The following is a 25985-nucleotide window of genomic DNA, read 5'->3' on the forward strand; positions in this document are numbered from 1 at the left end:
ATTTTACCTTTGAAAAAGTGTAGATGCTCTAAAGCTGCACGAAAGTGCAGCGCGCCGCAACGTGCGTAGATTCAGCCGCAAATCACATTTTTCGGCTGAATGAAAACTCTGAAATGTGTTGCAGTTCAAAGTTAATCTGGTCCAGTGGCAAACGGGCCAAAAAGTCACAGGTCTGCCACATGACAATGTGAAAACGTTCTGCTATGTTCTCGCAAACAGGACGTTCCGCCCTGGCTTCGGCATACCCGGGGCTACAGGGCTCACATCCGGCATTGCAGGAGCCTTCATGCCGCGCCTTTCTTTTTCATACAGCCTGCCGCACGCGGTGGGCGCCATTGTGTCCACAGCCCTGTGGGCTTTTGTGTGCTGCGCCTTTACAGCGGTTTCAGCCAACGCCCAGGTAACTTTGCTGGTGCCGAGTCAGCCCAGCATCGAGGCTCCGGCCAAAACCGACAAGGCAGACGCTTCCAGCAAGCGTGACGACAAAAAGCAGGAGAGCAAACAGCCTGCGTCCAAACCGGAAAAAAGCGCTGACACCGGCAAGACCGCTACCAGCGCCCGCAAGCCGGAAGCAGGCGCGCCCACGGCCAAAGCCGCTCCCGCCGCCGAGCAGGGGGCCGTAAAAGCGCCCGCTGCGCAGGGAACTCAGTCACAGGGGACTCAGCCACAGGGGACTCAGCCAGTCGCGGAGGCCCCCGCGCCGCCGCCGCCCCCGGAGCTTCCCGTCATCGACGAGCAGGTTGATGTGCTCATCACCATGATGCGCCCCTTCCAGTATCAGAGCCTTGTCATGGATATGCCGCAACTGTTCGCTGTTTTGCGCTATGACAACGCCAGCCCGGTCAAGGACGGCCTCATTCAGCCAATACGCCGCGATCTTCTGGGCGATGTGGAAGAAATCGGCTACCTTGATCAGAAGGCCTGGGGAGCCAACGTAGAGCTGACCACTCCGGGCCTTTACCAGTTCATCATTGAAGGCCGCCCCTGGTGGGACGCCGCCCGTGGACAGTTTTTGCAGCACTACGTAAAGACCATGCTGCCCGTACACGGCGTGGAACGCGGGTGGGAGCAGCCCGTGGGCCAGGTGTTTGAAATCCAGGCCCTTACCCGTCCCTTCGGGCTTACCGCGCCCGCCATTTTCTCTGGCGTCGCCCTGCTGCACGGCAAGGCCCTGCCCAACGCTCCCGTGCGCATGGTGCGCATCAACACGGAAAAACGCCCCGTCCCCACGCCCTGGCATGAGGAGATGGAGGCCCGCACCGACAAGGCTGGCCAGTTCTCCTTCATACTCAATCAGCCCGGCTGGTGGTGCTGTATGGCAGTAACGCCTGGCGATCCCCTCAAAGGGCCGGATGGCCAGCCAAAACCCCTGAATCTGGGCGCGCTTTTCTGGCTGTATGTGGATGGCGCCGCCGATGCCCGCAAGCGCTGATCCAAGGCGGGGGTAAGGGCGGCACTTTTTCAAAAGCAAAATGCTCTCATGAAATTGCCCCATGCCTCCATACAAAATATTTTTTGACGTTTCACTGCAGGGCCGGGCGAAAATCCGGCCCCTTGCCTTTTTCGGCACAATGTTTATGGTAAGTAAGGCTGAACAGAATGTGCGACTATCGCACCCTGCAACCCAACAACCCCCTCCTGGGAGCTGTTCATGAAATTGAGTGCCTTTCTGACTATTGTCCTCTTTCTTTGCTGTTCCATCATGCTTGCCGTGCCCGACGCCACTGAAGCCGCCCGCCTGGGTGGCGGCAGTTCCTTTGGCAGCAAGCCCTTTATGAGCACCCCTGCGCCGCGACCCACCATGCGCCAGGACGCCCCGCAAGCTCCACGGTCGTCCATGAACCAGCCCCAGGCTGCGCCTCAGGCTTCCCGACCCGGCATGTTCGGCGGTATGGGCGGCCTTTTCGGCGGCCTCCTGGCCGGCACGCTGCTGGGCTCGTTGCTGGGCGGTCACGGTTTTGCCGGCGGCGGCTTTATGGATATCATCATCATTGGCCTTCTGGTCTTTTTTGGGCTCAAGCTCTTTGCCCGGTTTCGCGGTCAGCAGTCTCCAGCGGGCGCGAGCGCACGAAGCGGGCAAGACGGCGCGTATGACGACCGCATGCAGGGCATGCAGCGCGAATCCACAGGCAGCAATGGATGGGATGTGCTGCGCGGCGACGGCTCTGGCCCGTCATCGCAGACAGCCGCTGGTCCCAATATTCCCATGCCCGATGGATTTGATGCTGAAGAATTTCTGCGCGGAGCCAAGATGGCGTACACCCGGCTGCAAAACGCCTGGGACAAGCGCGACATGGACGACATCGCCCAGTTCACCAGCTCTGCCGTGCAGCACGCCGTGCGCGAGCAGATGGAAGCCGACCCCAAGCCAAGCAACACCGAACTCCTTTTGGTCAATGCCCAGCTGCTTGGTGTGGAAAATGAAGGCAATGAGCAGTACGCCCAGGTCTTCTTTGATGTGCTGATGCGCGAAAGTCCTGACCAGCAGGCTCCGTCCACCGTGCGCGAAGTATGGCATTTCATGCGCCCTGTGCAGGGCGGCAGCTGGAAACTGGACGGCATCCAGCAGGTAGAGTAACATAGGCAGTCCGCATTGGCGGAAATGCTCCAGCATACACTATGCCGGAAGCCCTTGGCTTCCGGCTTGTTTTTGGCAACCTTGGAGAACATATGAAAAATTATGTCGAAAAACACGACAAGCTGCTACGGCACCTGCAAATGACCATTGAAACCGCCACTCCGGATTACGCCAGAGTGACCATGCCCCTTACCGAAAACCACAAGAACGGCATGGGCTGCGCCCACGGCGGAGCCATTTTTTCGCTGGCCGACGTGGCGTTTGGGGCTGCGGCCAACGCGGGCAAGGATATGGGGGTGGTGAGCCTTTCGACCACCATCGAATTTCTGCGCCCCGGCACATGCGGCCCCCTGGCTGCCGAATCCTATGTGGTACGCAAGGGCCAGCGCATACAAAGCTTTACCGTAAAGGTTTTTGACGGCACTGGAGAGCTTATCGCCCAGTGCATGGCCTCCGGATACCAGACTGACATCTTGCTGCCAGACTGACATACGTCAGCGACAAGATGTTTTTTTCAGCCCGGCGGACTTCAAGGTTTGCCGGGCTGCTTCCTTTTCATGCCGCCCGGACTTATATTCACCATACTGGCTGCCGACAACGCGGCCAAAAAAACACCAGGAGGACGCCATGGCAAGCGGTTGGGCCGGAGACGGCGCGGTACAGGACCAGATTCAAGACTCCATCAATGACGAAGTCGCCCGCGCGCGGCGCAATCTTCCCAGCGGTGAAAGCCTGAGCCATTGCGAGGAGTGCGGGGAGTCCATCCCGCAGGCCCGGCGTGAGGCCCTGCCGGGCGTGCGCCTGTGCGTCGCCTGCCAGCAGGAGGCGGACAGGGAACAGCAGGCGGTTTCTCTTTACAACCGGCGCGGCAGCAAGGACAGCCAGCTGCGGTAGGCCTTCGCGCCCCCGGCGCTGCCCTGCCGCAAATTCGTGCGACAGGAACTGGCTATAGAACGCTGACAGCCGTCCGGCTTTAAGGTACCGTGCTGCCCATGAGACAGCACTTCAGTGATTTCACCCATATTGAACAGCATCTGGACAGTCTGGGACTTTTTCACATGGACATGGGCCTGGACCGCATGCGGCGCGCCCTGTCGGCCCTGGGCCTTGCCCGGCCCTCCTTTGTGACTGTGCAGGTGCTCGGCACCAATGGCAAAGGGTCCACCGCCTCCTTTCTTTCATCCCTGTGCGCTGCCCACGGCCTGCGCACGGGCCTGTATACCTCCCCACACTTTGTCAGCCCAACGGAGCGCATCCGCATTGACGGCAGGCCCTGGCCGCAGGAATTATGGACCAGCCAGGCCAACAAGGTCATGGATGCCGCCCCGGAGCTGACGTATTTTGAATTCCTTACCGTGCTCGCCTTGCTGGCCTTTGCCGAAGAGCGGGTAGATGTGGCCATTCTTGAGGCTGGGCTTGGCGGCAGCCACGACGCCACCACCGCCGTCAGCGCCGACGTGCTCTGCTTTGCCCCCATAGCGATGGATCACAAGGACGTGCTCGGCGACAGTCTTGCGGCCATCGCCACGGACAAGGCCGGGGCCATCCGTTCGGCGGCTCCCGTGTGCTCAACCTCTCAGTTCCCGCAAGCCGCGCGGGTCATTGAAGCCGCCGCGCGCAAGCACAAGGCTCCGCTGATCTGGGCTGACGCGGCCGACGCATCCCTGGAATTGGGACTCCCCGGGCCGCATCAGAAAAGCAACGCTGGCCTCGCGCTGGCCGCGTGGCATATCCTGGCCCCCATGCTCGGCAAAGACCCGCAGGACGCGCAGGCGCAAAAGCGCGGCCTTGCCCTGGCATTTATTCCCGGCCGCCTGCAGTACGTGCCCGCCACGAGCGCCATGCCGCCCTTTCTGCTGGACGGTGCGCATAACCCCCACGGCATGACCGCACTCATGGCGGCCATGCGGCAGGCAAACATACAGCCCGCCGCCATTGTGTTTTCCTGCCTGGGCGACAAGGACTGGCAGACAGCGGCCGCCATGCTGAAAAAGCAGGCTGGCGACGCCCCCATCTTCGTGCCCCCGCTGGACAACCCCAGAGCGGCCAACGCGCAAGACGTGGCACGCTTTTTCAACGCCACGCCTCCGGCAACCGCTCAGGCCATTCCTGACGCGCAGGGCGGCCCGACCAGCACGTCTCCCGGCGCTTCACCGCTGGCGCAGGCCCTGGCCCATGCCGCGGCAGTGGCGCGAGCCTGCCCGGGCTGCTCTGGCCGCCCGGTGCTGGTCACGGGTTCGCTCTATCTGCTGGCAGAATTTTTCAGCCTCTACCCCGCATACCTTTCGTCCCAGAACGCGATTCACCCGGACGTAATCCGCCAGGATGCAACTCATCAGGACGCAAATCATCAGGACGCAACTCAAGGGAGAACAGCCCATGAATAAACTCTTTCGCGCCATCCCTGCCGTGGACCTTTGCCTTGCGGCCCTTCACGAGGCCGACCCTCATCTGGCCGACGCCCCGCGCACCTTTGTGCGGGATCTTGTGACCGCATTCTGGGATCAGCAACGGCAGGCCATCCGGGAAGGCCAGTACGGCTCCGCCCATGAACTGGGGCTTGAAGCCCGCCTGCAAGACCTTGCGGCCTATGTGCGGGCGGGCCTGCGAAGCCGCTTCAGCGCGGCGCTCAACGCCACCGGGGTGGTGGTGCATACCAATATGGGCCGCTCGGTGCTGGCAAAAGAAGCGCGTGAGGCGGTCATCACCGCCGCCACAGGCTACTGCAACCTTGAACTGAACATGGCCACCGGCGGTCGCGGCAGCCGTCACGCCCTGGTGGAAGACCTGCTCTGCCGTCTCACAGGGGCCGAAGCGGCTCTTGTGGTCAACAACAATGCCGCCGCCGTGCTGCTTGTGCTGGACACCTTTTGCAAGGGCGGCGAAGTGGTGGTCTCGCGTGGCGAACTGGTGGAAATCGGCGGCAGCTTCCGCATCCCTGAAGTTATGGAAAAAAGCGGCGCAACCCTGCGCGAAGTGGGAGCCACCAACCGTACCCATCTGCGCGACTACAGGGCGGCCATCAATGAAAACACCCGCGCTCTCATGCGCGTGCACACGTCAAACTACCGCATTGTGGGCTTCCACTCCGCCGTGTCCCTGCCAGAGCTGGCAGACCTGGCAAAAGAGCATGGCCTGCCGCTTATTGAGGATCTGGGCAGCGGCAGCCTGACGGACTTTTCTACCGTTGGTCTGCCCAACGAACCCACGGTTCCTTCAGTGCTGGCCCAGGGCGCTGATATTGCCACATTTTCCGGCGACAAGGTGCTGGGCGGCCCGCAGGCCGGCATCATTACGGGCCGCAAAAGCATGGTGGACAAGCTCAAGAGCAATCCGCTCACCCGCGCCCTGCGCTGCGACAAGCTCTGCCTTGCCGCCCTTGAAGCCACCCTGCGCCTCTATCTTGACCCGGACAAGGCCCGGCAAAGCGTGCCCACCCTGCGCATGATCTGCCGCACCGCCGACGAACTCCACAAGGACGCCCGCTCCCTGGCAACCGCCTTGCGCAGGGGCCTCAATGCCAGCCCGCAAACGTCCTGCCACATAAGTCTGCAGGCCGATGTTTCCCGCGTGGGCGGCGGGGCCTTCCCCCAGTATGATTTGCCCACCACCCTGGTGTGCCTCAAGCCCGCCGCATGCAGTCCCACGGCGCTCAAGGCCGCCCTGCTGCGCACTGAACCGCCCCTCATAGGACGGCTGGAAGACGACAGCTTCTGCCTTGACCCCCGTACCCTGGATACTGCGGACAGGCCCGTGCTGCTGCGGGTATTGCGCGAGGCACTGGCCCTTGCCGCCACAGGTCTTATATAGGTATCAAGATTGATTGCCGCTTAGCGCGGCCATAAAGGAACACATCATGGAAAAAACGCTGACCTACAAGCCCAGAAACGCCTGGGAGGATGCGGACGCCAAAACCCGCAAGCAGATGGAATCTCTGGCTCTTCGCTATATGGACTTTATCACGCGCTGCAAAACCGAGCGTGAAACCGTGGAATACGTGCGCGAGCGCCTGGCCGCCCAGGGCTATGGCGAAGATTTCGGCGGCGACCGCGTCATGCGCCCCATGCGCGGCAAAGCCATTTTTGCCGCCCGTCGCGGCACGCTGCCTCTGGATCAGGGGCTTGCCCTTGTGGCTGCCCACGCCGACACGCCGCGCCTTGACTTCAAGCAGCGCCCCCTTATCGAGCAGCCCGGCGTGGCGCAGGCCAAAACCCACTATTACGGCGGCATACGCAAATACCAGTGGCTGGCGCGCCCCCTGGCGCTGCACGGCGTGATCATACGTGCCGATGGTTCACCGCTTGAGGTCACCATTGGCGAAAAGCCCGGCGAGCCTGTTTTCTGCATTGCGGACCTTTTGCCCCATCTGGCGCAAAAACAGGTGACGCAGACCGTCAGCGACGCCTTTGAGGGCGAAAAACTCAATATCATTCTGGGGCACAGCCCCAAGGCCGCCAAGGGCAAAAAAGACGAAGCGCCCAAGGAGCCCATCAAGGCCCAGCTGCTTGAAATCCTCAATAAAAAATACGGCATCACCGAAGAAGACCTTATCACTGCCGAGCTTCAGGCCGTGCCCGCCGGACCAGCGCGCTTTGTGGGTTTTGACAAGGCCCTGGTGGGCGGCTACGGGCAGGACGACCGCATCTGCGTGTTCGCAGCTCTTGAGGCCCTGCTGGAAGCCGAGGCCACCGGGCGCAGCATGGCGGTGATGTTCTGGGACAAGGAAGAAATCGGTTCGGACGGCGCAACCGGCGCGGCGTCGCGCTTTCTGCAGTACTGCATTGAAGACCTGACCCAGGCGTGGGCTCCGGGCCTGTCCGCGTCGCGCGTCTTTATGGAAACCCGTGCCCTTTCCGCCGACGTTCAGGCCGCTCTGGACCCGGATTTTCAGGAAGTGCACGAAAAGCAGAACGCCGCCCAGATGGGCTACGGGCCCTGCTTCTCCAAGTTCACGGGTTCGCGCGGCAAATACGGCGCCAGTGAAGCCGATGCCGAATTTTTCGGCGCGCTGCGCAACCTGTTCAACAGCAAGAACATCCCCTGGCAGGCGGCGGAACTGGGCCGCGTGGACCACGGCGGCGGCGGCACGGTGGCGCTCTTTCTGGCGGCCTACGGCATGCACGTCATTGACCTTGGCCCGGCCGTGCTTTCCATGCACAGCCCCTTTGAACTGGCAAGCTGCGCGGACCTGCACACCACGGTTCAGGCGTACCGGGCTTTTCTTGAGTCAAGCATCTAACTGACCAGGGCGGTTTTGTCGGGGCAGACAGACCTTGTGATACGGTGATGCCTGCTCCAGCTCTAGAGCATTTTCGCATTGTAAATATCTGTCCTCAATGCTTCCAAGCCGCCCGCGTCGGCGCGTAACAGCGCAAATAAATAGCGCATACGCCTCTGCGGCGGGCGTCTGCTTCCACATCCGCCAGAGCATTAGCAAAGTGAAATTGCTTTAAATGCAAAGAGGCGCGCCAATGGCGCGCCTCTTTGGCATCAAAAATAGTCTGAAAAATAGGGCCTGTCAGGGGGAATCAGCGCTTCCAGCGTTTTGAGCAGATGGTAGTCCATATCAATGCGGTCATTGTTATAGAGATAGGTTGGCCGCTTGTAGCCCATAAGCATGGTGGTCAGCGTCTGTATGTCCAGCGCTATGCGGTGGCCCGAATGGCATGTGGTCACCTGCTCGCAGACAGCCTCATCGTCCTCCCACCGCACGTGGAATATGCCGTTGTTCCACGGCGCAATGGGGTCTTTTACCTCAAAATCCAGCGTGAGTCTGGGGTCGCTGAACTGGAAGGGATAAAACTCCATAAAACGCTGCACATCCACAATGCGGGCCATGCCGTAAGGCTGTATGGTCTCGTCGATCTCGCTGTCCTCAAGCTGAAAAGCCATGGCCTCGCCCGTGTAGTTGGCTCCTTCCACCTTGGTGATCATCGAAAAATGCGCGGTGATGTAATTCCAGATGCCGTACTTGGCCTCCTGGTTCAGGTAGACCATCTCCTTGATGCTGAAAACTTCATTCTCAATGTAGTAGATCACATAACCCAAGGGCTTGCGGTCAGCGCTGTAGTACACCGCCGCCATGACGTCATCCGAATCCCAGCGCCAGTACTCCTCCCACTCCAGCGCGCCGCGTATGAGCGCGCCGTGTTCCTGCAGCGCAAAATATTTGTAAACCTTGTGCAGATCCTCATTTTCAATGTCCACACGCTCTATCTGCCCCTCCACCGGGTGCCGCGCCGGAAGCTGCGTATCCTTGATGGCGAAGGTCATCTTGTCCGACATGATTTCCCAGCCGTGCTTGCGGTAAAGCGGTATGGAATAGGGGCACAGGTAGGAGATGATCTGCTGCTGGCTGCGCATGTACTCAAGGCTTTTTGCCAGCAGTGAATGGATAAGCCCCCGGCCGGTATATTCCGGATAGGTCGCCACTCCGGTAATGCCGCCCATTTTGCAAATTTCGCCCTGGATGTTCACTTCCATAGGGTAGATGACCACTTGCGAAGCCAGCCTGCCCTTGTAAAACCAGCCCATGACGTGCGATGCCTCGAAAATGGGCTTCTTGGACTGCTTCATCTCCTTGTCGGACCAGCCGATGCGGGCCATTTCAGACGAGCTTACCTGAAAGGCATACCGCAGCAGGGCTTCAAACTGCTCAAAATCGTCCTTGCCAAGCTGGCGGAATTCAAAGGCGTCGTGAACGCCGTTGGACGGTTGTCGGTCCTCGTCCTTGTGCTCGCTGTTCACGGCTTCTCCTTCACCGCGTTCCTCTGCGGCCATGGCCGTCCGGCGGGCCTCAAGGCCACGTTCCCGGCGGTTCACGGGCACAAGCGGCGCGCCGTTGCATTTGTCTGGCGGCGTGCCTGCGGCGCGAAATGGGTGGGGTTCCAGTCGTGGACCATCAAGAGGCGGCAAATGCTGTTGCTTATGTAGAATGCGCATGCCTGTTTATTCCGGTAGCTGCTCGTAAAAGAAAAATGCCTGATTATGACCAGTACGCCCGGCGCGGATCGCGTGTCTGCGCCCTGGCGGCCCGCAGTGCGGGGCAGGGAGTAAAAGTACCCCCCACAAGGCCGCTGTACCGCGCTGGGCCGTTTTACGCAAGGCATGAAGCCGTGGTAAAATGAAGAAAAAATAGATAACGATACTGCATGGTTGAAAAATAGCCTTGTAGCGCGACACCATGAGGGAGCTTTTGCCGGCGCTTTGTCGGATGGCAAACTATGGGTAAAAATTGAAGAAAAGGCCAGGCAGTCACAAGAGGAAATAAAAAAATGGCACAGCTGCGCCGCAACCCCTATCAGACAGGCAGGCCCGCTGCCATTCGCCTTTGGCGCAGACTTTCCAGCACGTCCACGCCGACGCGAAGTTTGCCGTAACCCGTGCCAAGGCAAATGGACGGCTTGTTGTCGCCATGATAATCCGAACCGCCGCTGATGCCCAGGTCAAACCGTTTGGCCAGGGAGAGGCAGGCGCGAACGTCCGCTTCGGAATGCTCACTGTGCCACGCTTCAATGGCATTGAGTCCGCAGTCTTTCAGGCGCGCCACCTGCGTGTCCAGCCAGCCCGACGGGCCCTTCCACAGCATGGGGTGGGCCAGGCTGACAGTCGCGCCAAGATCGGCCAGAAGGCGCACGCTTTCTTCCGGTTCCAGCACTTCCTTGGGCAAATAGGCCTTGCCGTGGCAACCGAGATACTCCTTGAAAACTTCACGGGAGTTTTTGGCATATCCCTTACGCAACAGCACTTCGGCGATGTGGGGTCTGCCCACGCTTTCGCCCGTGGCCGTGGCAAGCACCTCTTCCATGGTGATGTCCAGCCCAAGCTCCTGAAGCTTGCGCACGATGCCCTCGTTGCGCTCCGCGCGTTTGCGACGCAGAAAAGCCAGTTTTTCCTGCAACTGTACGGGATTATCCGGGAGCCACAGCCCCAGGATGTGCAATTCTCCCAGTTCCGTAGCCGTGGATATTTCGCACCCGCGTATGAGTTCGACACCGTATTTGCGCCCGGCGTCAGCGGCTTCATCCAGACCAGAAAGCGTATCATGGTCAGTCACGGCCACGGCCTCAAGCCCCGCCTCGGCGGCCTTGGCCATGAGAAGCGCCGGAGAATCCGTGCCATCGGAAGCAGTAGTGTGCGTATGCAGATCAACCAGTTTCATGCGGTGTAAGCCTTACTAAAAATGAGTTTTTATTAGTAGCGCAAAATATCAATAGGGTGCAAGCCTTGAACTGCCCCCTGCATCTCTGTATACTCGTTGCCCATGACGATATAAGAGGAAGGATATATGCCCATCAACACTGACGAACTTTTGCGGATACTGGCCTGCCCCAAATGCCTGGGCAGCCTTGCCGCCATGGTAGAAAATAATACTGCGGCAGGTTTTGCCTGCGCGGCCTGTCAGGTTATCTACCCCATTCGGGAAGATATACCTGTCATGCTGGTGGAAGAAGCTGTGGATATGCCCACCTGGAACGCCCAGCATCCTCAGGCAAAGGAACGCGCCTGATGCGCATGCTTATTGCCTCCGATCTGCACGGTTCCATTGAAAGCCTGCGCTTTCTGGTGGAAAAGGCGCGGCAGATGGAACCCGATATGCTGGTGCTGCTGGGCGACCTTGTCTATCACGGCCCCCGCAATCCCCTGCCTCAAGGCTATGACACGAGGCTGGTGATGCGTGAAATGCCCGACCTCACCGTCCTGCCCTGCCCGGTTGCCGCCGTGCGCGGCAACTGCGACGCCGAGGTGGATCTGGGATTGCTGCCCTTTCCTGTGGTTAATACCACATGGCTTGAGGCCGATGGACTGCGCATCTTCGTAAGCCACGGCCACCACCTGCCCGAAAATCCGCCATGCCCCGGCTTCAAGCCTGGCACTGTCTTTCTGCGCGGGCATACCCATATTCCGCGCGGCGAAACTCTTGATGGCCTGCACTTCTGGAATCCCGGTTCCCTTTCGCTGCCCAAGAGCGGCTTTCCCCGCAGCTACGGGCTGTATGAAAACGGCCTCTTCCGCGTGCTGGACATGCAGGACAAAGAAGTTCTGCGCCACACCCCGGCCTGATCGCCCCGTGCCCGTGCCTGGCAGTACTCTCCTATGACCGCTCAACCCACATCACGGCAGCCGCTGTTCTCCCTGACTGACGGATTCAGACTGGTGCTGGCCTCCGGCTCCCCGCGCCGTCGCCTGTTCCTGTCCGAATGGGGCCTGCCCTTTGAACTGGCCCGCCCGGACGGGGCAGAGCCTTTGCCCCTGCCCGGCGAGCAACCCGACGCCTACACCCGCCGGGCGGCGGCGGCCAAGGCATACGCCGTTGCCGCCAGTCTGGACAGAACAGGCGCGCAAACTTCCGTATCCACGCAGGACAAGGCCATCATCCTTTCCGCCGACACGGTGGTGGCCGTGGATGGCGACATTCTGGGCAAGCCGCAGGACGCCGCCCACGCCCTCGCCATGCTGCAACGCCTCACAGGACGCGGCCATGAGGTCATCAGCGCCGTGTGCCTGCTCTTGCCCCCTCCGGCTGGCGCGGCTGAGAAAACATCCGGCAACGCATCGGGTAACGCATCCGGCAACATCCTTGGCAACATACTTGGCAACACATCTGGCGCCACACCAGGCAGTGTACCAGATACGGCGCACGGCACTGACAAAAATACCGCATGCCAGGGCTGTGGCGCAGAAGAACTGATTTTCAGCGACGTAAGCCGTGTGTACTTTCATCCCTGGCCGGAAAGCGTTTTGCGGGCCTACGTGGATACGGGCGAACCCCACGACAAGGCCGGAGCCTACGCCATTCAGGGGCAGGGGGCTTTTCTGGTGGACAGGATAGAAGGGTCGTGGAGCACCGTGGTGGGGCTGCCCGTCACGCAACTGGCCCACCTGCTGCTGAACCGGGGCTTCATGAGGCCCTGCGCCTCCTCCCGTTTGCCCTAGAGCAGATTTGCTTTGAGAATGTGCATTCTCAAAGTTTAAGGCACGCTCACTACGGCGTTTAACCGCGCAGATAAACTGCGCGTTCCATAAGTATCCTCACCATGCCCCGGGTCTTCGGTGTTGCCCAGACCGCCGCATGCCGACGTCAGGTCAAAATCCCTGCCTCCCAAAAAACCTTCCCAGGCACGCAAAAAATGGGCAAACAGCCCATTTTTGCCCTCAGTTCTGCCTGTCGCCATAAAATTTAAGAAATTTCTATATTTTTTTACACCTTGATTGTGAAAATTTTCTTCAATTGTAATGGCGTTACAATCCGCGCTGCGTGGTGGAATCCACCCATTTTTTATGCTCTTGACCTTTTTTTCACAACTATGACTGAAAGCACAAACAAGAATCTGCCTCTTGACTGTTATTTAAAATCTCTTTACTCGAGTACCATGGCCAATTCTCAACTTTTCAATTTACAGTTTAGACAGGATGGAGGTCTGGATCATGTCTCAGGAACGGATCACGACACTGTTGAATGAAAATCGCAGCTATCTTCCACCAGAGCACGGCAAAACTTCTGCCTGGGTATGCGGCCCAGAAGAATACGATGCACTGTGCCGCCGTGCCGTGGAAGACCCCAGTGACTTTTGGGGTGCTCGAGCTTCGCAGTTAGTCCATTGGTTCAAGCGCTGGGACAAAGTGCTAGAAGCAGATGAAGTAAACCACAAATACAGGTGGTTTACTGGAGGCAAACTCAATGCCTCGTTCAACTGCATTGACAGGCACCTTATTTCAGGCCGGCGCAACAAGGCAGCCCTCATTTGGCAGGGCGAGAAAGAAACGGACGTTCGCTGCTATACCTACCAGATGCTCTATACCGAGGTCTGCCGGGTGGCTCATGCCCTGAGTTCACTGCGCATCCGCAAGGGCGATCACGTGGCCCTGTATATGCCAATGATCCCGGAGCTGTTTATCGCCATGCTGGCCTGCGCCCGCATCGGGGCCATACACACGGCCATTTTTTCCGGCTATGCCGAAGGCGGCGTGCGCAGCCGCATCCAGGGCTGCAAGGCGCGCGTGGTCATCACGGCCGACGCTGCCGTGCGTGGCGGCAAGTTCAAGCCCCTCAAGGCCAACCTTGACCCCATTCTTGAAAAATGCCCTTCCGTGGCGCATGTGGTGGTGGTCAAGCACGCCGGGATTGAAAATGTCCACATGCAGCGCAACCGTGACATCTGGTGGCACGACCTTATTGACGACTTCACCCTCAACCCCGACTTTCCCTGCGAGCCAATGGACGCCAACGACACGCTCTTTCTGCTGCACACCAGCGGCAGCACGGGCAAACCCACGGGCGTCATGCACTCCACGGGCGGGTATCTTACCTATGCGGCCCACACTACCCAGTGGTGCTTCGACATGCGCGACGACGACGTATACTGGTGCACGGCCGACGCAGGCTGGATCACCGGGCATACCTACGGCGTTTACGGCCCCCTGTCTCTGGGGGCGACCACCCTCATGTTCGAAGGCATACCCACATGGCCCTATCCTGACCGCTACTGGCGCATTGTCGAGAATTTTCGCGTCAACATTCTCTACACGGCCCCCACGGTCATACGTTCGCTCATGCGCATGAACGAAGCCTGGACAGAACGCTACGACCTGCGCAGCCTGCGCATCCTGGGCAGCGTGGGCGAACCCATCAACCCCGAAGCCTGGCAGTGGTACCACAAACACATCGGCAGCGGCGAACTGCCCATTGTCGATACATGGTGGCAGACGGAAACCGGCGGGGCCATGATTGCGCCCATGCCCTATGCAACCAAGCTCAAGCCCGGTTCGGCCTCCAAACCCCTGCCCGGCATTGACGCCACGGTTATGGGTTCGGCGGCGCGCGACGGCGAGGAGCCCGAAGTGGGATGCAAGGCCGGGCATCTGGTCATACGCCGCCCCTGGCCCGGCATGATGCAGGGCGTCTTCAATGACGAAGAGAAGTACCAGTCCTATTTCACGCGCTTTGGCTGTTACGCTTCGGGTGACGCAGCCGAAATTGATCAGGACGGCTACTTCTGGATTCTGGGCCGTATCGACGACTCCATCAACGTATCGGGGCACCGCCTCTCCACTGCGGAAATTGAGGCCGTGCTGGCCACCTGCCCCGAAGTGGGCGAGGCCGCCGTTGTGCCCATGCCCCATGCCCTCAAGGGCGAGGCCATTTACGCATACGTCGTCACGCGCGACGAGGTGCCCTGGAGCGCCGATCTGCGCACCAAGCTGCGTGAGGCAGTGCGGCGTGATATCGGCGCTCTGGCCACACCGGAATTCATACAGTTTGTGGACGGCATGCCCAAAACGACCTCTGGCAAGATTATCCGGCGCATGCTGCGCAAGATAGCCGGCGACAACTATGAAGATATTGGCGACACTACCTCATTGGCCGAACCTGAAGTCATACCCAAGATTATTGAAGGGCACCGCAATCTTGTGGCCGGGCGGCATGAGACAGAAAACGGCCCCGAAGGGGGCGACAACGCCAAAGCGGAGTAATAGCCGCAGGCAGAGCAACAGTGCCCCCAGGAACTGAGACCCTGCAAACGCGCCTGACCGCAGTGCAGCGTCCACGGACCAAACACCTTCCAGCAACAGACAGAGGCCGGGGCAAACCGCCCCGGCCTCTGCTACAAAACAACATGCCTTTGAAAACAGGTATTCTCAGTGCGTGAAGTCGTCCACGCAGCCGCCGGGCAGCTGTAATGCGAGCTTGCTCCCGGTAAAAAACGCCAGCCCTACAGCGCTTTGCGGCGCACCCACACGTGGCGGCTCGCCAGTGTGGCCCAGGCCAGACCCGCTGCCACATGCAGCCCCTTGCCGCCAGCAAGGCCGGCAAGCAGGCAAAGACTGCCCGCGCCGAGCAGTGAGCGTACCTCGAACTTGCGCGGGCTAATGCCCATAATTTTCCCCTTGCCATTGCCAGACACAAAGGGCCGCAAAAAAGACGGTATTTGCATATCGCCAAGCATGTCGCCAAAGCCCGTGCCGCGAACGGCCCCCTTACCCTTGTGCCCTGCCTGCTTTGCGCCGAACTGCGACCGCCGTTCGGCCTTGTGCGCTGACGCAACCTCGGCTTTGGGCTTGAGAAGATCCGGTATTTTTTCTTCCAGCCGCTGACAGATGGCGGCAAAGTCCGTGCCTGGGTTCATGAGCAATAAAAGTGATTCCGAGCCAAAGCGCACTTCGTTGACGCCTTTTTCATCCCGCAGCAAGGCCTGTGCCTCACCACGCGCCCTGACGTCTGCCAAAGCGGGATGGCGCAAACGCGCTCTGCCCTCAATGGCATGCACAACATAGGAAGGTTGCATGGGGCCTCCTTGCCAAAATACGGGTCGTCTAGGGCCCGGTTTGAAATTGACTTTCTTTTCTCTTGACACATCTTTTTATTGACGGCAAGGTGTTCATCAAGCCTGAAGAAAAAATTGGCACCCATGCTGAAGCTACGCCGTTGCAACACGGCTACGGTGGCGACTTTGGCTTGGGCCGGAACCCATAATTTCACTATGTCACAGCCGCAAGGCTAAAAAAGAGAGAACACGCATGAGCCAGATTGTCAATCTGCGTCAGATGCAGGTAGGCCAGCAGGGCAAGATTGCCGCTGTGGAAGCCCTTGGTGAAATGAACCGCCGCATTCGCGACATGGGGCTCATCCCCGGCACAACGGTTTCCATCGTTGGGCGTGCGCCTCTTAAAGACCCTGTCGCTTTGCGCCTGTCCGGCGTCACGATCTCTCTTCGCAACAGCGAAGCCGATTTCATCAAGGTCGATCTGGCGGCTTCCGGCAGCTAGACTTCTCAATTTACCCCAAGTACCATATTCTCGCCATTCCTCTGCCACGTTCGCGTGGCAGGGGGGCTGGATTTTTCTCTGCCGCTTTGCACGATTTACCGTACGAACGGCTGACAACACGATCAGTAAGGAGACGCTTATGAATAATGGACTGAAATGCGGCTTGTGGTTTTTGGGCGGGCTGATTGTCGGCGCTGTGGGTGTTGCGGCTGCGAGCCGCGCCAAATTCGACTTCAAACCGCTGGCCACCGACCTCATCAGCCGTGGCATTGACGTTAAAGATGCCCTGCTGACCAAGGTTGAAGCCCTCAAGGAAGATGTGGAAGACCTCACCGCCGAAGCCCGCATGGCCTCTGACAAGCGCAAGACCACCAAGGGCAAGGCTGAAGCCTAAAAAGTCCCGCATTGGTACGACCAGCCGTCGGAACAGGCCAGACTGAAAAACACGGTCGGTTCCGGCGGCATGGCTGTTTTGCCCTGCCCTGCCGAAATCTGCGCAGACCTGGGCATGGACTTGCAAATGGGCCTGGGCATGGGCCTATACTTGAAATGGACAGGAGGGCGTATCCGCCCCCAACCGCATAAAAATCTGACGGCCACCGCCGAAGCGGGCTGACGCCCGCATCCTCCCCGGACAAACGCCGTATCTCACATATTCAATCGTTATATATGGAACAGGAGCGCGCGCATGCGTTTTTACATTGTTCATGAGCTGCGTGGCATCTCCACGCCCCATTCAGGCAGAATGCGCGTGCGCGCCTCTTGCCCCCTCGGCCTTGCCCAGGCCGAAGCTCTGGCAGGAGCGCTGGCCACAGTGCCCGGCATAAGCGAGATACGCGTAAATCCCCGCCTGGGCAGCCTGCTTTTTCATTATGAAGACGCCGAAAGCCGCGAAACAGCCCTGACCCTCTTTGTGGGCGCTGGCGGCGTGGATGGCCCCCTGGCGGGCATGGTGGACGATCCCGCCCCAGGGCCCGGCGAAGCCACGCTCACTGAAGGGCTCATGCCCGTGTTCCAGTACGTTTTGGTTCGTCCCCTGCTGCCCATGGCCTTGCGCATCGTCAACAGCGTGGTCAGCGCAGTGCCCTTTCTTTTCAAGGGCGTCCGCGCCGTGCTGCGCGGCGCGCTCAACGTGGACGTTCTGGATGCCGCCGCCATTGGCGCGTCCCTTATCATGCGCGACTTCCGTACTGTCAGCCTGCTCACCCTGCTGCTGGGGCTCGGCGAAACGCTGGAATACTGGACGCGCCGCCGCTCCATGGCCACGCTCACCGAAAGTCTGGCCCTTAATGTTGAAAACGTCTGGCTGCTGGCCGACGGCACGGAAATATCCGTTCCTCTGGCGCAGGTGAAGGAAGGGGACCTCGTCGTTGTGCGCGACGGGGGCAGCATCCCCGTTGACGGCGTGGTGGAGGAAGGCTACGCCATGGTCAACCAGTCGTCCATGACAGGGGAGCCTCTTGGGGTTCGCCGCACCACAGGCGCGTCGGTCTTTGCCGGCACCGTGGTGGAAGAAGGCCGCCTGGTCATCCGCGCCCGCCATGTGGGCGACGGCACCCGCCTGCGGCAGGTTGTGAAATTTATTGAAGAATCAGAGTCGCTCAAAGCTGGCATCCAGGGCAAGTATGAGCGTCTGGCCGACATGGCCGTGCCCTTTACCTTCGGCCTGGCCGCTCTTGTCTGGCTGCTCACGCGGGACTTCCGCCGCGCGGCCTCGGTGCTGCTTGTGGACTACTCGTGCGCGCTCAAACTGGCGACCCCCCTGGCGGTGCTGGCCTCCATGCGCGAAGGCGCGCGCCACGGCATGGCCATCAAGGGCGGACGTTACCTTGAGGCCCTTAATGAGGCCGACACTGTCGTTTTCGACAAGACCGGCACGCTCACACAGGCCAGCCCTGAAGTCGTGGAAGTCTTTCCCGCGCCGGGCTTTGAACGCACTGAAGTGCTGCGCGTCATGGCCTGTCTTGAGGAGCATTTTCCCCATCCCGTGGCCCGCGCCGTTGTTCGCAAGGCCGATGAAGAAGGCCTCAAGCATGCCGAGGAACATGCCCACGTGGAATACGTGGTGGCGCACGGCGTGGCCTCATCGCTGTACGGCAAAAAAATGCGCGTGGGCAGCCGCCACTACATCGAGCATGATGAAGACGTTGACCTTTCGCCCCTGGAAGCTGTGATCGAAGAGCAGACCGGCATGGGCCGCTCCCTACTCTTCATGAGCGAAGACGGCAGGGTGGCGGGCATGGTCTCCATTGAGGATCCCATGCGTCCTGAAGCGCCCCGCGTGGTGGAAGAACTCCGCAGCCTGGGCTTCAACCGCGTTCTCATGCTGACGGGCGACGACGAGCGCACGGCCCGGGCCGTGGCTGCCCGTGTGGGCATCAGCGAATACCGCGCGCAGGTGCTGCCCACCGACAAGGCCCGTATTGTCCAGGAACTGACCGAACAGGGATGCAGGGTGCTTATGGTGGGAGACGGCATTAACGATGCTCCCGCGCTTTCCGCCTCGCATGTGGGCGTGGCCATGAGCGACGGCACGGATCTGGCCCGCGAGGTGGCCAACGTGCTGTTGACCCACCCCAATCTGGAAGGTCTTGTCAACGCCCGCCTGCTGGGTACACGCACCTTGCGGCGCATCCATTTCAATTTTGTGGCCACACTGACGCTCAACAGCGCCTTTTTGCTGGGCGGCCTTTTCATGTTTATGGGGCCTGGCGTCGCGGCCCTGCTGCACAATGTCACCACGCTGGGCGTGGCCCTTAACGCCATGCGCCCCCACCTGCCCACAAAGGCCCTGCCGGGCGAGGAGAGCCATTTTGAAAGCCCTGCATCTTCTTAAATATGTACGCAGTTTCGTGGACGGCCGGGTTCGCATACGTCACCCGGCACTGCACGACGCATCCGTGGCGGCCCTTGCCGAGGCCCGCATGAAGACCATTGCCGGGGTCGCCTCAGTGGAGTGCAACCCCGTGAGCGGCTCCGTGCTCATCACCTACGACAGCAAGATCATTCCCAAAGACCGCCTCTTCGCCATCGGCGAAGCCTGGGCTGTTTATCTCGACAAGGTCAAAACCGGAAAGGCCGCTGACGTGCCGGAATTTTAAGTCAAGGTTTACGCTAGGGGCTGTTTCTAAATTAATGATTTTGCGCCAAGGGCAAGGAAAAAGGCTTTTTTACGAAAGGAGTGTACTTTTGCGGTACATGACGAGAGTAAAAAATGGCCTTTTGAAGCAGCCACTTGGACAAAAGAATTATTTAGAAACAGTCCCTAGCGCGTTTTACCTTTGAAAAATGCTGACTTCGCCGACGCTGTACGAGAGTATAGCGCTCGCGCGTAGCATATATTTTGACGAAAATTGCATTTTTTGACAGAATGACAACGCTGAAATGCTTTGCATTTCAGCGTTGTCATTCTGTCTGGCGCTGTTGCACCGGCAGCGAGTTTAATCTTTTTTTTGTGAACCAAGTCGATTATGGTCAGAAAAAATGATGCCGGGCTCCTTTGGCGAGGAGCGACCCTGCCGATCGACCATCGACATCCTGCCGTGATGCGGCCCAATACCAAGGAGCAAGAGTGCGCGTAGCCATAGTCCATTATTGGCTTGTTAATATGGGCGGGGGCGAAAAAGTGCTGGAAGCGCTTTGCCGCCTGTACCCTGAAGCCCATATCTATACGCATGTGCTTGACCGTGCAAACGTGTCGCCTGGCATTGCCCGCCACCCTATTACCACGACCTTCATTGACAAACTGCCGTTCAGCAAAAAAAACTATCCGCGCTATCTGCCGCTCATGCCCTTTGCCCTGGAGCAACTTGATCTCACTGGCTATGATCTTGTCATTTCCAGTGAGTCCGGCCCAGCAAAAGGTGTCGTAACAAGGGCGGATACGCCGCATATCTGCTACTGCCATACGCCCATGCGTTACCTCTGGGACAACTGGGCGGAGTATCTTGCCGCTTCCGGTCTTTTGACGCGATGCGCCATGCGTTTGCTGCTGCCTGGCCTGCGCAGATGGGATGTCGCCAGTGCGTTTCGCGTGGACCGTTTTGTGGCAAACTCCCACAATGTGGCCCGCAGAATCCGCAAACATTGGCGCAGAGAAGCCTCGGTGGTGCCGCCTCCGGTTAATATCGAGACGTTTACAGCCAAAAAGAGCCCCGGCGGCGACCACTATGTTTGCTTTGGCCGACTGACGGCATACAAAAGGATGGACATTGCCGTTCAGGCATGCACCCGCCTGAATCGCCCGCTTCTCGTTCTGGGTGAAGGCGAGGAAATGGACAGGCTCAAGGCCATGGCCGGTCCCACGGTGCGCTTTCTCGGCCGCCTGAGCGACAAAGACGTTGCATCCGTGCTGACAGCGAGCAGAGCCCTTCTTTTCCCCGGTGAAGAAGATTTCGGGATTGTTCCCCTGGAAGCGGCGGCCAGCGGTGTGCCCGTGCTGGCTTACGCGCGCGGAGGAGCCCTGGAAACGGTTCGCCCGGAAGAAACAGGGGGGCTCTTCGACGAGCAGACACCCGAGGCCTTGGCAGCCGCGATTTTGAAATTTGAAGAAGATGAACTGCGCTTCAATCCTGCCGCTATCCGCGCCCATGCGGAAAAATTCTCAGAACAGCAATTTCGTTCCCGATTTATGCATGAGGTAGAGCAGGCGTTTCAGGCGGTGGCGGGAGTATAATTTTTGTCTGCCGTCAGATGATGCGCGGGCGGCCTATGGTGCTCCCGCATCAGTAGGCTCCGTACCCGAAGATCACCACAGGCACCGTTTTGATCAGTATCTACAAATCCATCCATACAGACCAGTTACTGATATAGTATTGATCAAAGTTCACGCGTTCCTGATAGGTGGTGTTATTGCGCCCCGAAACCTGCCATAATCCCGTAATGCCGGGTTTGACCATGCAATATTCCTCAAAAACCTGACCGTACTTGTTCACCTCGGACCGCACAATGGGGCGCGGCCCCACAAGGCTCATGTCGCCCATGACAACATTGAGAAGCTGCGGCAGTTCATCAAGGCTGAGTTTGCGCAGCATGCGGCCCACGCGGGTAATGCGGGGATCGCATTTGAGCTTGCGGTCGCAGGCCCATTCCTTGTGTAGTGCTTCGTCGCAGGCCAGCATGTTCTTGAGAACCTTGTCCGCGTCATTGACCATGGTACGAAATTTAAAGATACGGATCTCTTTGCCGTGCTGGCCGATACGCTTCTGGCGATAAAAGACCGGGCCGGGGCTGTCCGCCTTGATGACAAGGGCCAGGGCCGCCCCCAGCGGCAAGAGTATCACCGAACCCAGAAGGCATAACACAAGATCAAGGCCGCGTTTGACGAAAAGCCGCCTTTTGTCGCGCAGATTCTGCCGCACCAGCAGGCCCACGGCAGTGCCAAGATCTCGCGGCGTCAGCCAGTGCGCCCTGAAGCCCCCGCCAAAAGACGGCACCACCAGGGTATTGCTGAAATAACGGCAAGCCTCGGTAATGACATCCGTCGTCTGCGCCTGCCCTATTTTTTGCAGCAGCAAAGCCATGGCCTTGGGATAGCGCGCTGATACCGAAGCAAACAGCAAGCGCATGTCTTCAGCAGTATGGGGCAGGTCAAAAATGGCTACCGGATTCAGCCCCCTTTCAGGGTGCCGTTTGAGATACCGCCATAATTCGCGCCCTTCGGCACAGTGGTCGAAAATGACCAGAGGCTTGCCCCACCAGCGCCTGCGGGCATAAAGACGCCTGCACAGATGCCGCGCGAGGGGCATGGTGACCAGCGTTGCCGCCCAACTGCCCACAATGACGATGCGCGAGTACGCCTCAACTGTTTTTGAAAGAAAAGGCAAGACCAGGATAATGGCGTACAGCAGACTCACCAGTTGAAACAGAGCTTTGAGCTCACGGTGCGGCGCGGGACTGATGCGTTGATAAAGCCCCATACCGGCCCCGAAAATAGGGCCGAGTAAAAGTATGGGCACGACCCAGTGGTACAGCACAGGGTCAACACCGCCAAAGGCCGCGCGCGCCAAAAAAACAAGCATGGCCGTCCCCAGGAGGGCCAGCATGTCAAAAAAACAGAGTAAGAGTTTTTGCGTTGAAATGCCGATAAACGCGGAAAGCGTTTCCCAGCAAGAGGTTTTCGTCATAGTCAACAAACCCAAAAAAACGTTATGGATAAAAATTGGGCGAGGCGTCCAGGATGTTCATGGGCACAATTTGCATGCATTGCCAGACGGTACGTTATTGTAATACGTACTGTTGTATAAATACATCATATTTGTTCCTCCTGCAAATACTAACATGGCCGCCTGCCCACCCTTGCGTCGCGGCCAAGCACCTGCCCTTGCGTCGTGGTCGAGCATCTGCCCTTGCGTCGCGGCCAAGCATCTGCCCTTGCGTCGCGGCCAAGCATCTGCCCTTGCGTCGCGGCCAAGCATCTGGTAGATAAATTCCTTGTTTTGCCGTAGACCGCGCGGCGGCAGCCCACAATCTGCCAACTGACGCGCCTGTGCGTTTCGTGGTTTTGTCCGCGATACGCATGTCCATCCTTAGACGGTTGCCGCCATGCCCGGCATGGCTCAACCGCCAACGGCCACCGCCATATTCCGAGGGGGAAACTGAGCATGAAAAAACTTCTTGTCTGCGCCCTGCTGGCTGCCGTTATGGCCGCCGTGCCCGCTTTTGCCAAAAAAAGCTATGTCAACGGCATTGACCCCAACTATCCGCCTTTCGCCTATGTGGACGAAAAAACCGGCCAGCCTGCCGGTTTTGACGTGGACTCCCTCAACTGGATAGCCAAAACAATGGGCTTTGAGATAACCCACAAGCCCATGGCCTGGGACGGCATCATCCCCGCTCTTGTGGCCAAACAAATCGACATGGTGGATTCGGGTATGAGCATCACCCCCGAACGCGCCAAGGTCGTGGAATTTTCCGACCCGTACTGGACGGTTTCGCGCGTGTTTCTTGTGCCCGCAAACTCCACGCTGACCCCGCAGGACGTGCTGACCAAGAAGGTCAAGCTCGGCGTGCAGCGCGGCACCTCCGAAGCCAACGCCATCAAGCAGGAACAGCAGGAAAAGGGCTACCCCTTTGAACTGCGTTTCTATGAATCCGCCCCTCTGGCGGTGGAAGACCTGCTCAACGGCCGCATCGACGTGGCCCTGATGGATGACCTGCCCGCTGACGACGCCATCTCTAAGGGCCGGGCCGTCAAGAAGGCCGGCACGCACGGCGAACCCGACAAGTTCGGCGTTGCCATGCGCAAGGGCGACAAGGATCTGCACAAGCTCATCAATGACGGTTACAAGAAGCTCATGGCCGATCCCTATTGGCAGGAGCTTCAGAAAAAGTATCTGAGCAAGTAAGCAGCGCAAAAGCGCTGACCGGCAGACGCGGACCGTTGGATGTTCCCGACGGTCCGCGCTGTTCTGCCCAACCTACGGCAAACTCCACATATGGATTCACTTCTTGTAGTTTATAACGCTCTTCCCTCCATACTGGGCGGCGGTCTGGTCACAATTGGCAATGTGACCATTTCTCTGGCCATGGGGCTCGTGCTCGGCGTGCCTCTGGCTGTCGCGCAGGTATACGGCGGCCCCTGGCTGCGCCGGATGGTGGCGCTGTATGTATGGTTTTTCCGTGGCGTGCCCATACTTGTGCTGCTCTTTCTGTGCTACGGATTCTTCATCAGCCTGGGCCTTCCCGCAGATCCTTTTATGATCTGCTGTTTTGTGCTCGGCTGTACCAGCACGGCCTACCAGTCCCAGATTTTTCGCGGCGCCATTGAAAGCCTGCCCCAGGGACAACTTAACGCGGCCCGCGCGCTTGGCATGGGCGAAGGCACGGGCATTTGCAGCATCATCCTGCCCCAGGCCATGCGCCTTTCTATACCCGGATGGGCCAACGAGTTTTCCATCCTGCTCAAGGATTCGGCCATCTGCTACGTTCTCGGCACGCAGGATATCATGGCCAGAACGTCCTTCGTAGCCGCGCGCACGCACGAACATCTGGCCCTTTACGCGGCGGCGGGCTGCATTTATTTTCTGCTGACACTGGTGGTGCTCAAGCTTTTGCGCCGCCTGGAAGACAAAGTCCATGTGCCGGGCTATTCCTCAGGAATGAGCATGGAAGGCATGGGTGTGGGATAAGCCATGAATGTGGACGAACAAGCTATTCTGCGCGTTGAGGGCATCTCGAAGATGCTGGGCGGCAAGCCCATTCTGAACGACTGCAGCCTCTCGGTGCGCCGCAGCGAACTCAAGGTGCTCATCGGGCCTTCAGGCGCGGGTAAAAGCACCCTGCTGCAGAGCATCAACTGCCTCATCCCGCCCGACACGGGCGACATCTACCTTGAGGGGCAGCGGCTCGACCGCACCAACAAACCTGCCCTGTGCGCCTTTCGCGCCCAGGTAGGCATGATCTTTCAGGATTTCAACCTGTTTGACCACCTCACGGCTGAAGAAAACGTGGCCATAGCCCTGCGCAAGGTGCGCGGCATGAGCCACAAGGACGCCAAGGCCCGCGCGCACGACGAACTCGCCCGCGTCGGCCTTGCACGCCGCGCCCTGCTCTATCCCGCGCAGCTCTCGGGCGGCCAGAAACAGCGTGTGGCCATGGCCCGCGCTCTGGCCATGGACCCCAAGGTCATTTTGCTGGACGAGCCCACCTCGGCCCTGGACCCCGAACTGGTGGGCGAAGTGCTGGCCGTCATACGTGACCTTGCCGACGGCGGGATGACCATGATCATGGCCACCCATCAGATGGATTTTGCCCGCGCCCTGGCCACGGAAATCATCTTTATGGAGCAAGGCAGGCTTATCGAACAGGGTGCGCCCGAGGTGCTCCTGGCCGAAGGCTCCACCACGCGCACGCGCGACTTCTGCCAACGCCTGCTGGAGATGGGGGGCTAGAGTGCTGGACACGGCCTTTTTCGGCAATGAGCTCATCCCTGCCCTCAACAGGGGCCTGCTCGTTTCCCTGGCTCTCATCATCCCCGCTGGTAGCCTGGGGTTTGTGGGCGGGGTGCTTCTCGGCTGCGCCCGCTCTTTCGGCCCGCGCTGGCTGCGCCGCATGGGCGACTGGTTTACGGCCATAGTACGCGGCGTGCCCTTGGTCGTGCAGCTGATGATGATCTACTACGCCCTGCCCAAACTCGGCATATTCTTTCCGCCCTATGGGGCCGCGCTCACAAGTTTTACCCTGTGCACCGCAGCCTACCAGAGTGAATATGTGCGCGGGGCGCTGCTTTCCATCCGCCAGGGACAGATCCGCGCCGCCGAGGCGCTGGGGTTCAGCACATGGCAGACCGTGGCCTGGATCATCATTCCCCAGGCCGCCCGCCGCGCCCTGCCTGGCTGCGGCAACGAAATCATCTACCTCATCAAGTACAGCTCCCTGGCCTACCTCGTCACCTGTATGGAACTTATGGGCGAAGGCAAGGTCGTGGCCTCGGACACCTTCCGCTTTACCGAGGTTTTTGTCACGGTTGGAGCCTATTATCTCGGCATGGTCACTCTGGCCACCTTCTTTCTGCGCTGGCTTGAACACCGCTTCCACGTGCCGGGCTTTGGCGCGCGCTGACACGCTAACACGAATTCATTTTGAAATACTTTGTGGGGGAGGGCCCCTTTTGCAAAAGGGTCTCCTCCCCCACACCCCC

General features: G+C 59.3%; 24 protein-coding genes. 20 read left to right on the top strand and 4 right to left on the bottom strand.

Translation table 11 applies throughout. The annotated features are described in order from the left end of the window. Positions 1-286 precede the first annotated feature (286 nt). From DESU86_RS02420 to DESU86_RS02450, 7 genes are all read left to right on the top strand, one after another. On the top strand, positions 287-1432 hold the full coding sequence (locus DESU86_RS02420; RefSeq protein WP_179979591.1) for a DUF4198 domain-containing protein: 1146 nt from the start codon (positions 287-289) through the stop codon (positions 1430-1432). Positions 1433-1651: 219 nt separating this feature from the next. Further along, a complete protein-coding gene (locus DESU86_RS02425; RefSeq protein WP_179979592.1) occupies positions 1652-2578 on the top strand; it encodes a Tim44 domain-containing protein in 927 nt (308 codons plus the stop codon). A 92-nt stretch (positions 2579-2670) separates the two neighbouring features. Continuing rightward, complete coding sequence (locus DESU86_RS02430; protein WP_179979593.1) at positions 2671-3066, top strand: PaaI family thioesterase; 396 nt, start codon at positions 2671-2673, stop codon at positions 3064-3066. Positions 3067-3205: 139 nt separating this feature from the next. Continuing rightward, complete coding sequence (locus DESU86_RS02435; protein ID WP_179979594.1) at positions 3206-3472, top strand: DksA/TraR family C4-type zinc finger protein; 267 nt, start codon at positions 3206-3208, stop codon at positions 3470-3472. Positions 3473-3570: 98 nt separating this feature from the next. Further along, positions 3571-4965 (top strand): bifunctional folylpolyglutamate synthase/dihydrofolate synthase, encoded by a 1395-nt coding sequence (locus DESU86_RS02440; protein ID WP_179979595.1) that lies wholly within the window; start codon positions 3571-3573, stop codon positions 4963-4965. Beyond that, positions 4958-6388, top strand: a complete 1431-nt coding sequence (gene selA / locus DESU86_RS02445; RefSeq protein ID WP_179979596.1) for an L-seryl-tRNA(Sec) selenium transferase — start codon at positions 4958-4960, stop codon at positions 6386-6388. The genes DESU86_RS02440 and selA overlap by 8 nt, the downstream gene beginning before the upstream one ends. 46 nt (positions 6389-6434) lie before the next feature. Continuing rightward, positions 6435-7817 carry an aminopeptidase gene (locus tag DESU86_RS02450; RefSeq protein WP_179979597.1) on the top strand — a complete coding sequence of 461 codons (1383 nt, stop codon included), beginning with the start codon at positions 6435-6437 and terminating at the stop codon, positions 7815-7817. A 251-nt stretch (positions 7818-8068) separates the two neighbouring features. Here the strand turns inward: DESU86_RS02450 and DESU86_RS02455 are convergent, their stop codons facing one another. Beyond that, positions 8069-9520 carry a GNAT family N-acetyltransferase gene (locus tag DESU86_RS02455; RefSeq protein ID WP_232088233.1) on the bottom strand — a complete coding sequence of 484 codons (1452 nt, stop codon included), beginning with the start codon at positions 9518-9520 and terminating at the stop codon, positions 8069-8071. A gap of 358 nt (positions 9521-9878) precedes the next feature. Then, positions 9879-10739: a PHP domain-containing protein gene (locus DESU86_RS02460; RefSeq protein WP_179979598.1), complete on the bottom strand. Its 861-nt coding sequence runs from the start codon at positions 10737-10739 to the stop codon at positions 9879-9881. A gap of 126 nt (positions 10740-10865) precedes the next feature. Here DESU86_RS02460 and DESU86_RS02465 point away from each other — a divergent pair, with 126 nt between their 5' ends. From DESU86_RS02465 to acs, 4 genes are all read left to right on the top strand, one after another. Beyond that, on the top strand, positions 10866-11087 hold the full coding sequence (locus DESU86_RS02465) for a Trm112 family protein (protein WP_179979599.1): 222 nt from the start codon (positions 10866-10868) through the stop codon (positions 11085-11087). Beyond that, a complete protein-coding gene (yfcE, locus tag DESU86_RS02470) occupies positions 11087-11641 on the top strand; it encodes a phosphodiesterase (protein ID WP_179979600.1) in 555 nt (184 codons plus the stop codon). The genes DESU86_RS02465 and yfcE overlap by 1 nt, the downstream gene beginning before the upstream one ends. A gap of 33 nt (positions 11642-11674) precedes the next feature. Then, a complete protein-coding gene (locus DESU86_RS02475) occupies positions 11675-12514 on the top strand; it encodes a Maf family protein (protein ID WP_179979601.1) in 840 nt (279 codons plus the stop codon). A gap of 492 nt (positions 12515-13006) precedes the next feature. Continuing rightward, positions 13007-15052, top strand: coding sequence for an acetate--CoA ligase (acs, locus tag DESU86_RS02480; RefSeq protein WP_179979602.1), 2046 nt, complete (start codon positions 13007-13009; stop codon positions 15050-15052). 239 nt (positions 15053-15291) lie between these two features. Here acs and DESU86_RS02485 read toward each other — a convergent pair whose 3' ends face one another. Next, complete coding sequence (locus DESU86_RS02485; RefSeq protein ID WP_179979603.1) at positions 15292-15864, bottom strand: hypothetical protein; 573 nt, start codon at positions 15862-15864, stop codon at positions 15292-15294. A 232-nt stretch (positions 15865-16096) separates the two neighbouring features. On the opposite strand from DESU86_RS02485, the gene DESU86_RS02490 reads away from it, so the two are divergent. The 5 genes from DESU86_RS02490 (at position 16097) to DESU86_RS02510 (ending at position 21020) form a co-directional block, all read left to right on the top strand. Continuing rightward, positions 16097-16345: a FeoA family protein gene (locus tag DESU86_RS02490; RefSeq protein ID WP_179979604.1), complete on the top strand. Its 249-nt coding sequence runs from the start codon at positions 16097-16099 to the stop codon at positions 16343-16345. 139 nt (positions 16346-16484) lie between these two features. Then, positions 16485-16739 (top strand): hypothetical protein, encoded by a 255-nt coding sequence (locus DESU86_RS02495; RefSeq protein WP_179979605.1) that lies wholly within the window; start codon positions 16485-16487, stop codon positions 16737-16739. A 294-nt stretch (positions 16740-17033) separates the two neighbouring features. Continuing rightward, positions 17034-19181 carry a heavy metal translocating P-type ATPase gene (locus DESU86_RS02500; RefSeq protein WP_179979606.1) on the top strand — a complete coding sequence of 716 codons (2148 nt, stop codon included), beginning with the start codon at positions 17034-17036 and terminating at the stop codon, positions 19179-19181. Beyond that, entirely contained in the window at positions 19159-19446 is a 288-nt protein-coding gene (locus DESU86_RS02505; RefSeq protein WP_179979607.1) for an HMA2 domain-containing protein, read from the top strand. The genes DESU86_RS02500 and DESU86_RS02505 overlap by 23 nt, the downstream gene beginning before the upstream one ends. Positions 19447-19916: 470 nt before the next feature. Then, complete coding sequence (locus DESU86_RS02510) at positions 19917-21020, top strand: glycosyltransferase (RefSeq protein WP_179979608.1); 1104 nt, start codon at positions 19917-19919, stop codon at positions 21018-21020. Between the two features lie 100 nt (positions 21021-21120). Here DESU86_RS02510 and wbaP read toward each other — a convergent pair whose 3' ends face one another. Next, positions 21121-22470 carry an undecaprenyl-phosphate galactose phosphotransferase WbaP gene (gene wbaP, locus DESU86_RS02515; protein WP_179979609.1) on the bottom strand — a complete coding sequence of 450 codons (1350 nt, stop codon included), beginning with the start codon at positions 22468-22470 and terminating at the stop codon, positions 21121-21123. 477 nt (positions 22471-22947) lie between these two features. Here wbaP and DESU86_RS02520 point away from each other — a divergent pair, with 477 nt between their 5' ends. The 4 genes from DESU86_RS02520 (at position 22948) to DESU86_RS02535 (ending at position 25906) form a co-directional block, all read left to right on the top strand. Further along, positions 22948-23691, top strand: a complete 744-nt coding sequence (locus tag DESU86_RS02520) for an ABC transporter substrate-binding protein (RefSeq protein WP_179979610.1) — start codon at positions 22948-22950, stop codon at positions 23689-23691. Positions 23692-23781: 90 nt separating this feature from the next. Beyond that, positions 23782-24474, top strand: a complete 693-nt coding sequence (locus DESU86_RS02525; RefSeq protein ID WP_179979611.1) for an amino acid ABC transporter permease — start codon at positions 23782-23784, stop codon at positions 24472-24474. A 3-nt stretch (positions 24475-24477) separates the two neighbouring features. Further along, positions 24478-25236: an amino acid ABC transporter ATP-binding protein gene (locus tag DESU86_RS02530; protein ID WP_179979612.1), complete on the top strand. Its 759-nt coding sequence runs from the start codon at positions 24478-24480 to the stop codon at positions 25234-25236. Position 25237: 1 nt separating this feature from the next. Continuing rightward, positions 25238-25906: an amino acid ABC transporter permease gene (locus tag DESU86_RS02535; protein ID WP_179979613.1), complete on the top strand. Its 669-nt coding sequence runs from the start codon at positions 25238-25240 to the stop codon at positions 25904-25906. The last annotated feature ends 79 nt before the right edge of the window (positions 25907-25985 follow it).

The organism is Desulfovibrio sp. 86 (genome assembly GCF_902702915.1).
In the GTDB taxonomy this organism is placed as follows: Bacteria; Desulfobacterota; Desulfovibrionia; order Desulfovibrionales; family Desulfovibrionaceae; genus Desulfovibrio.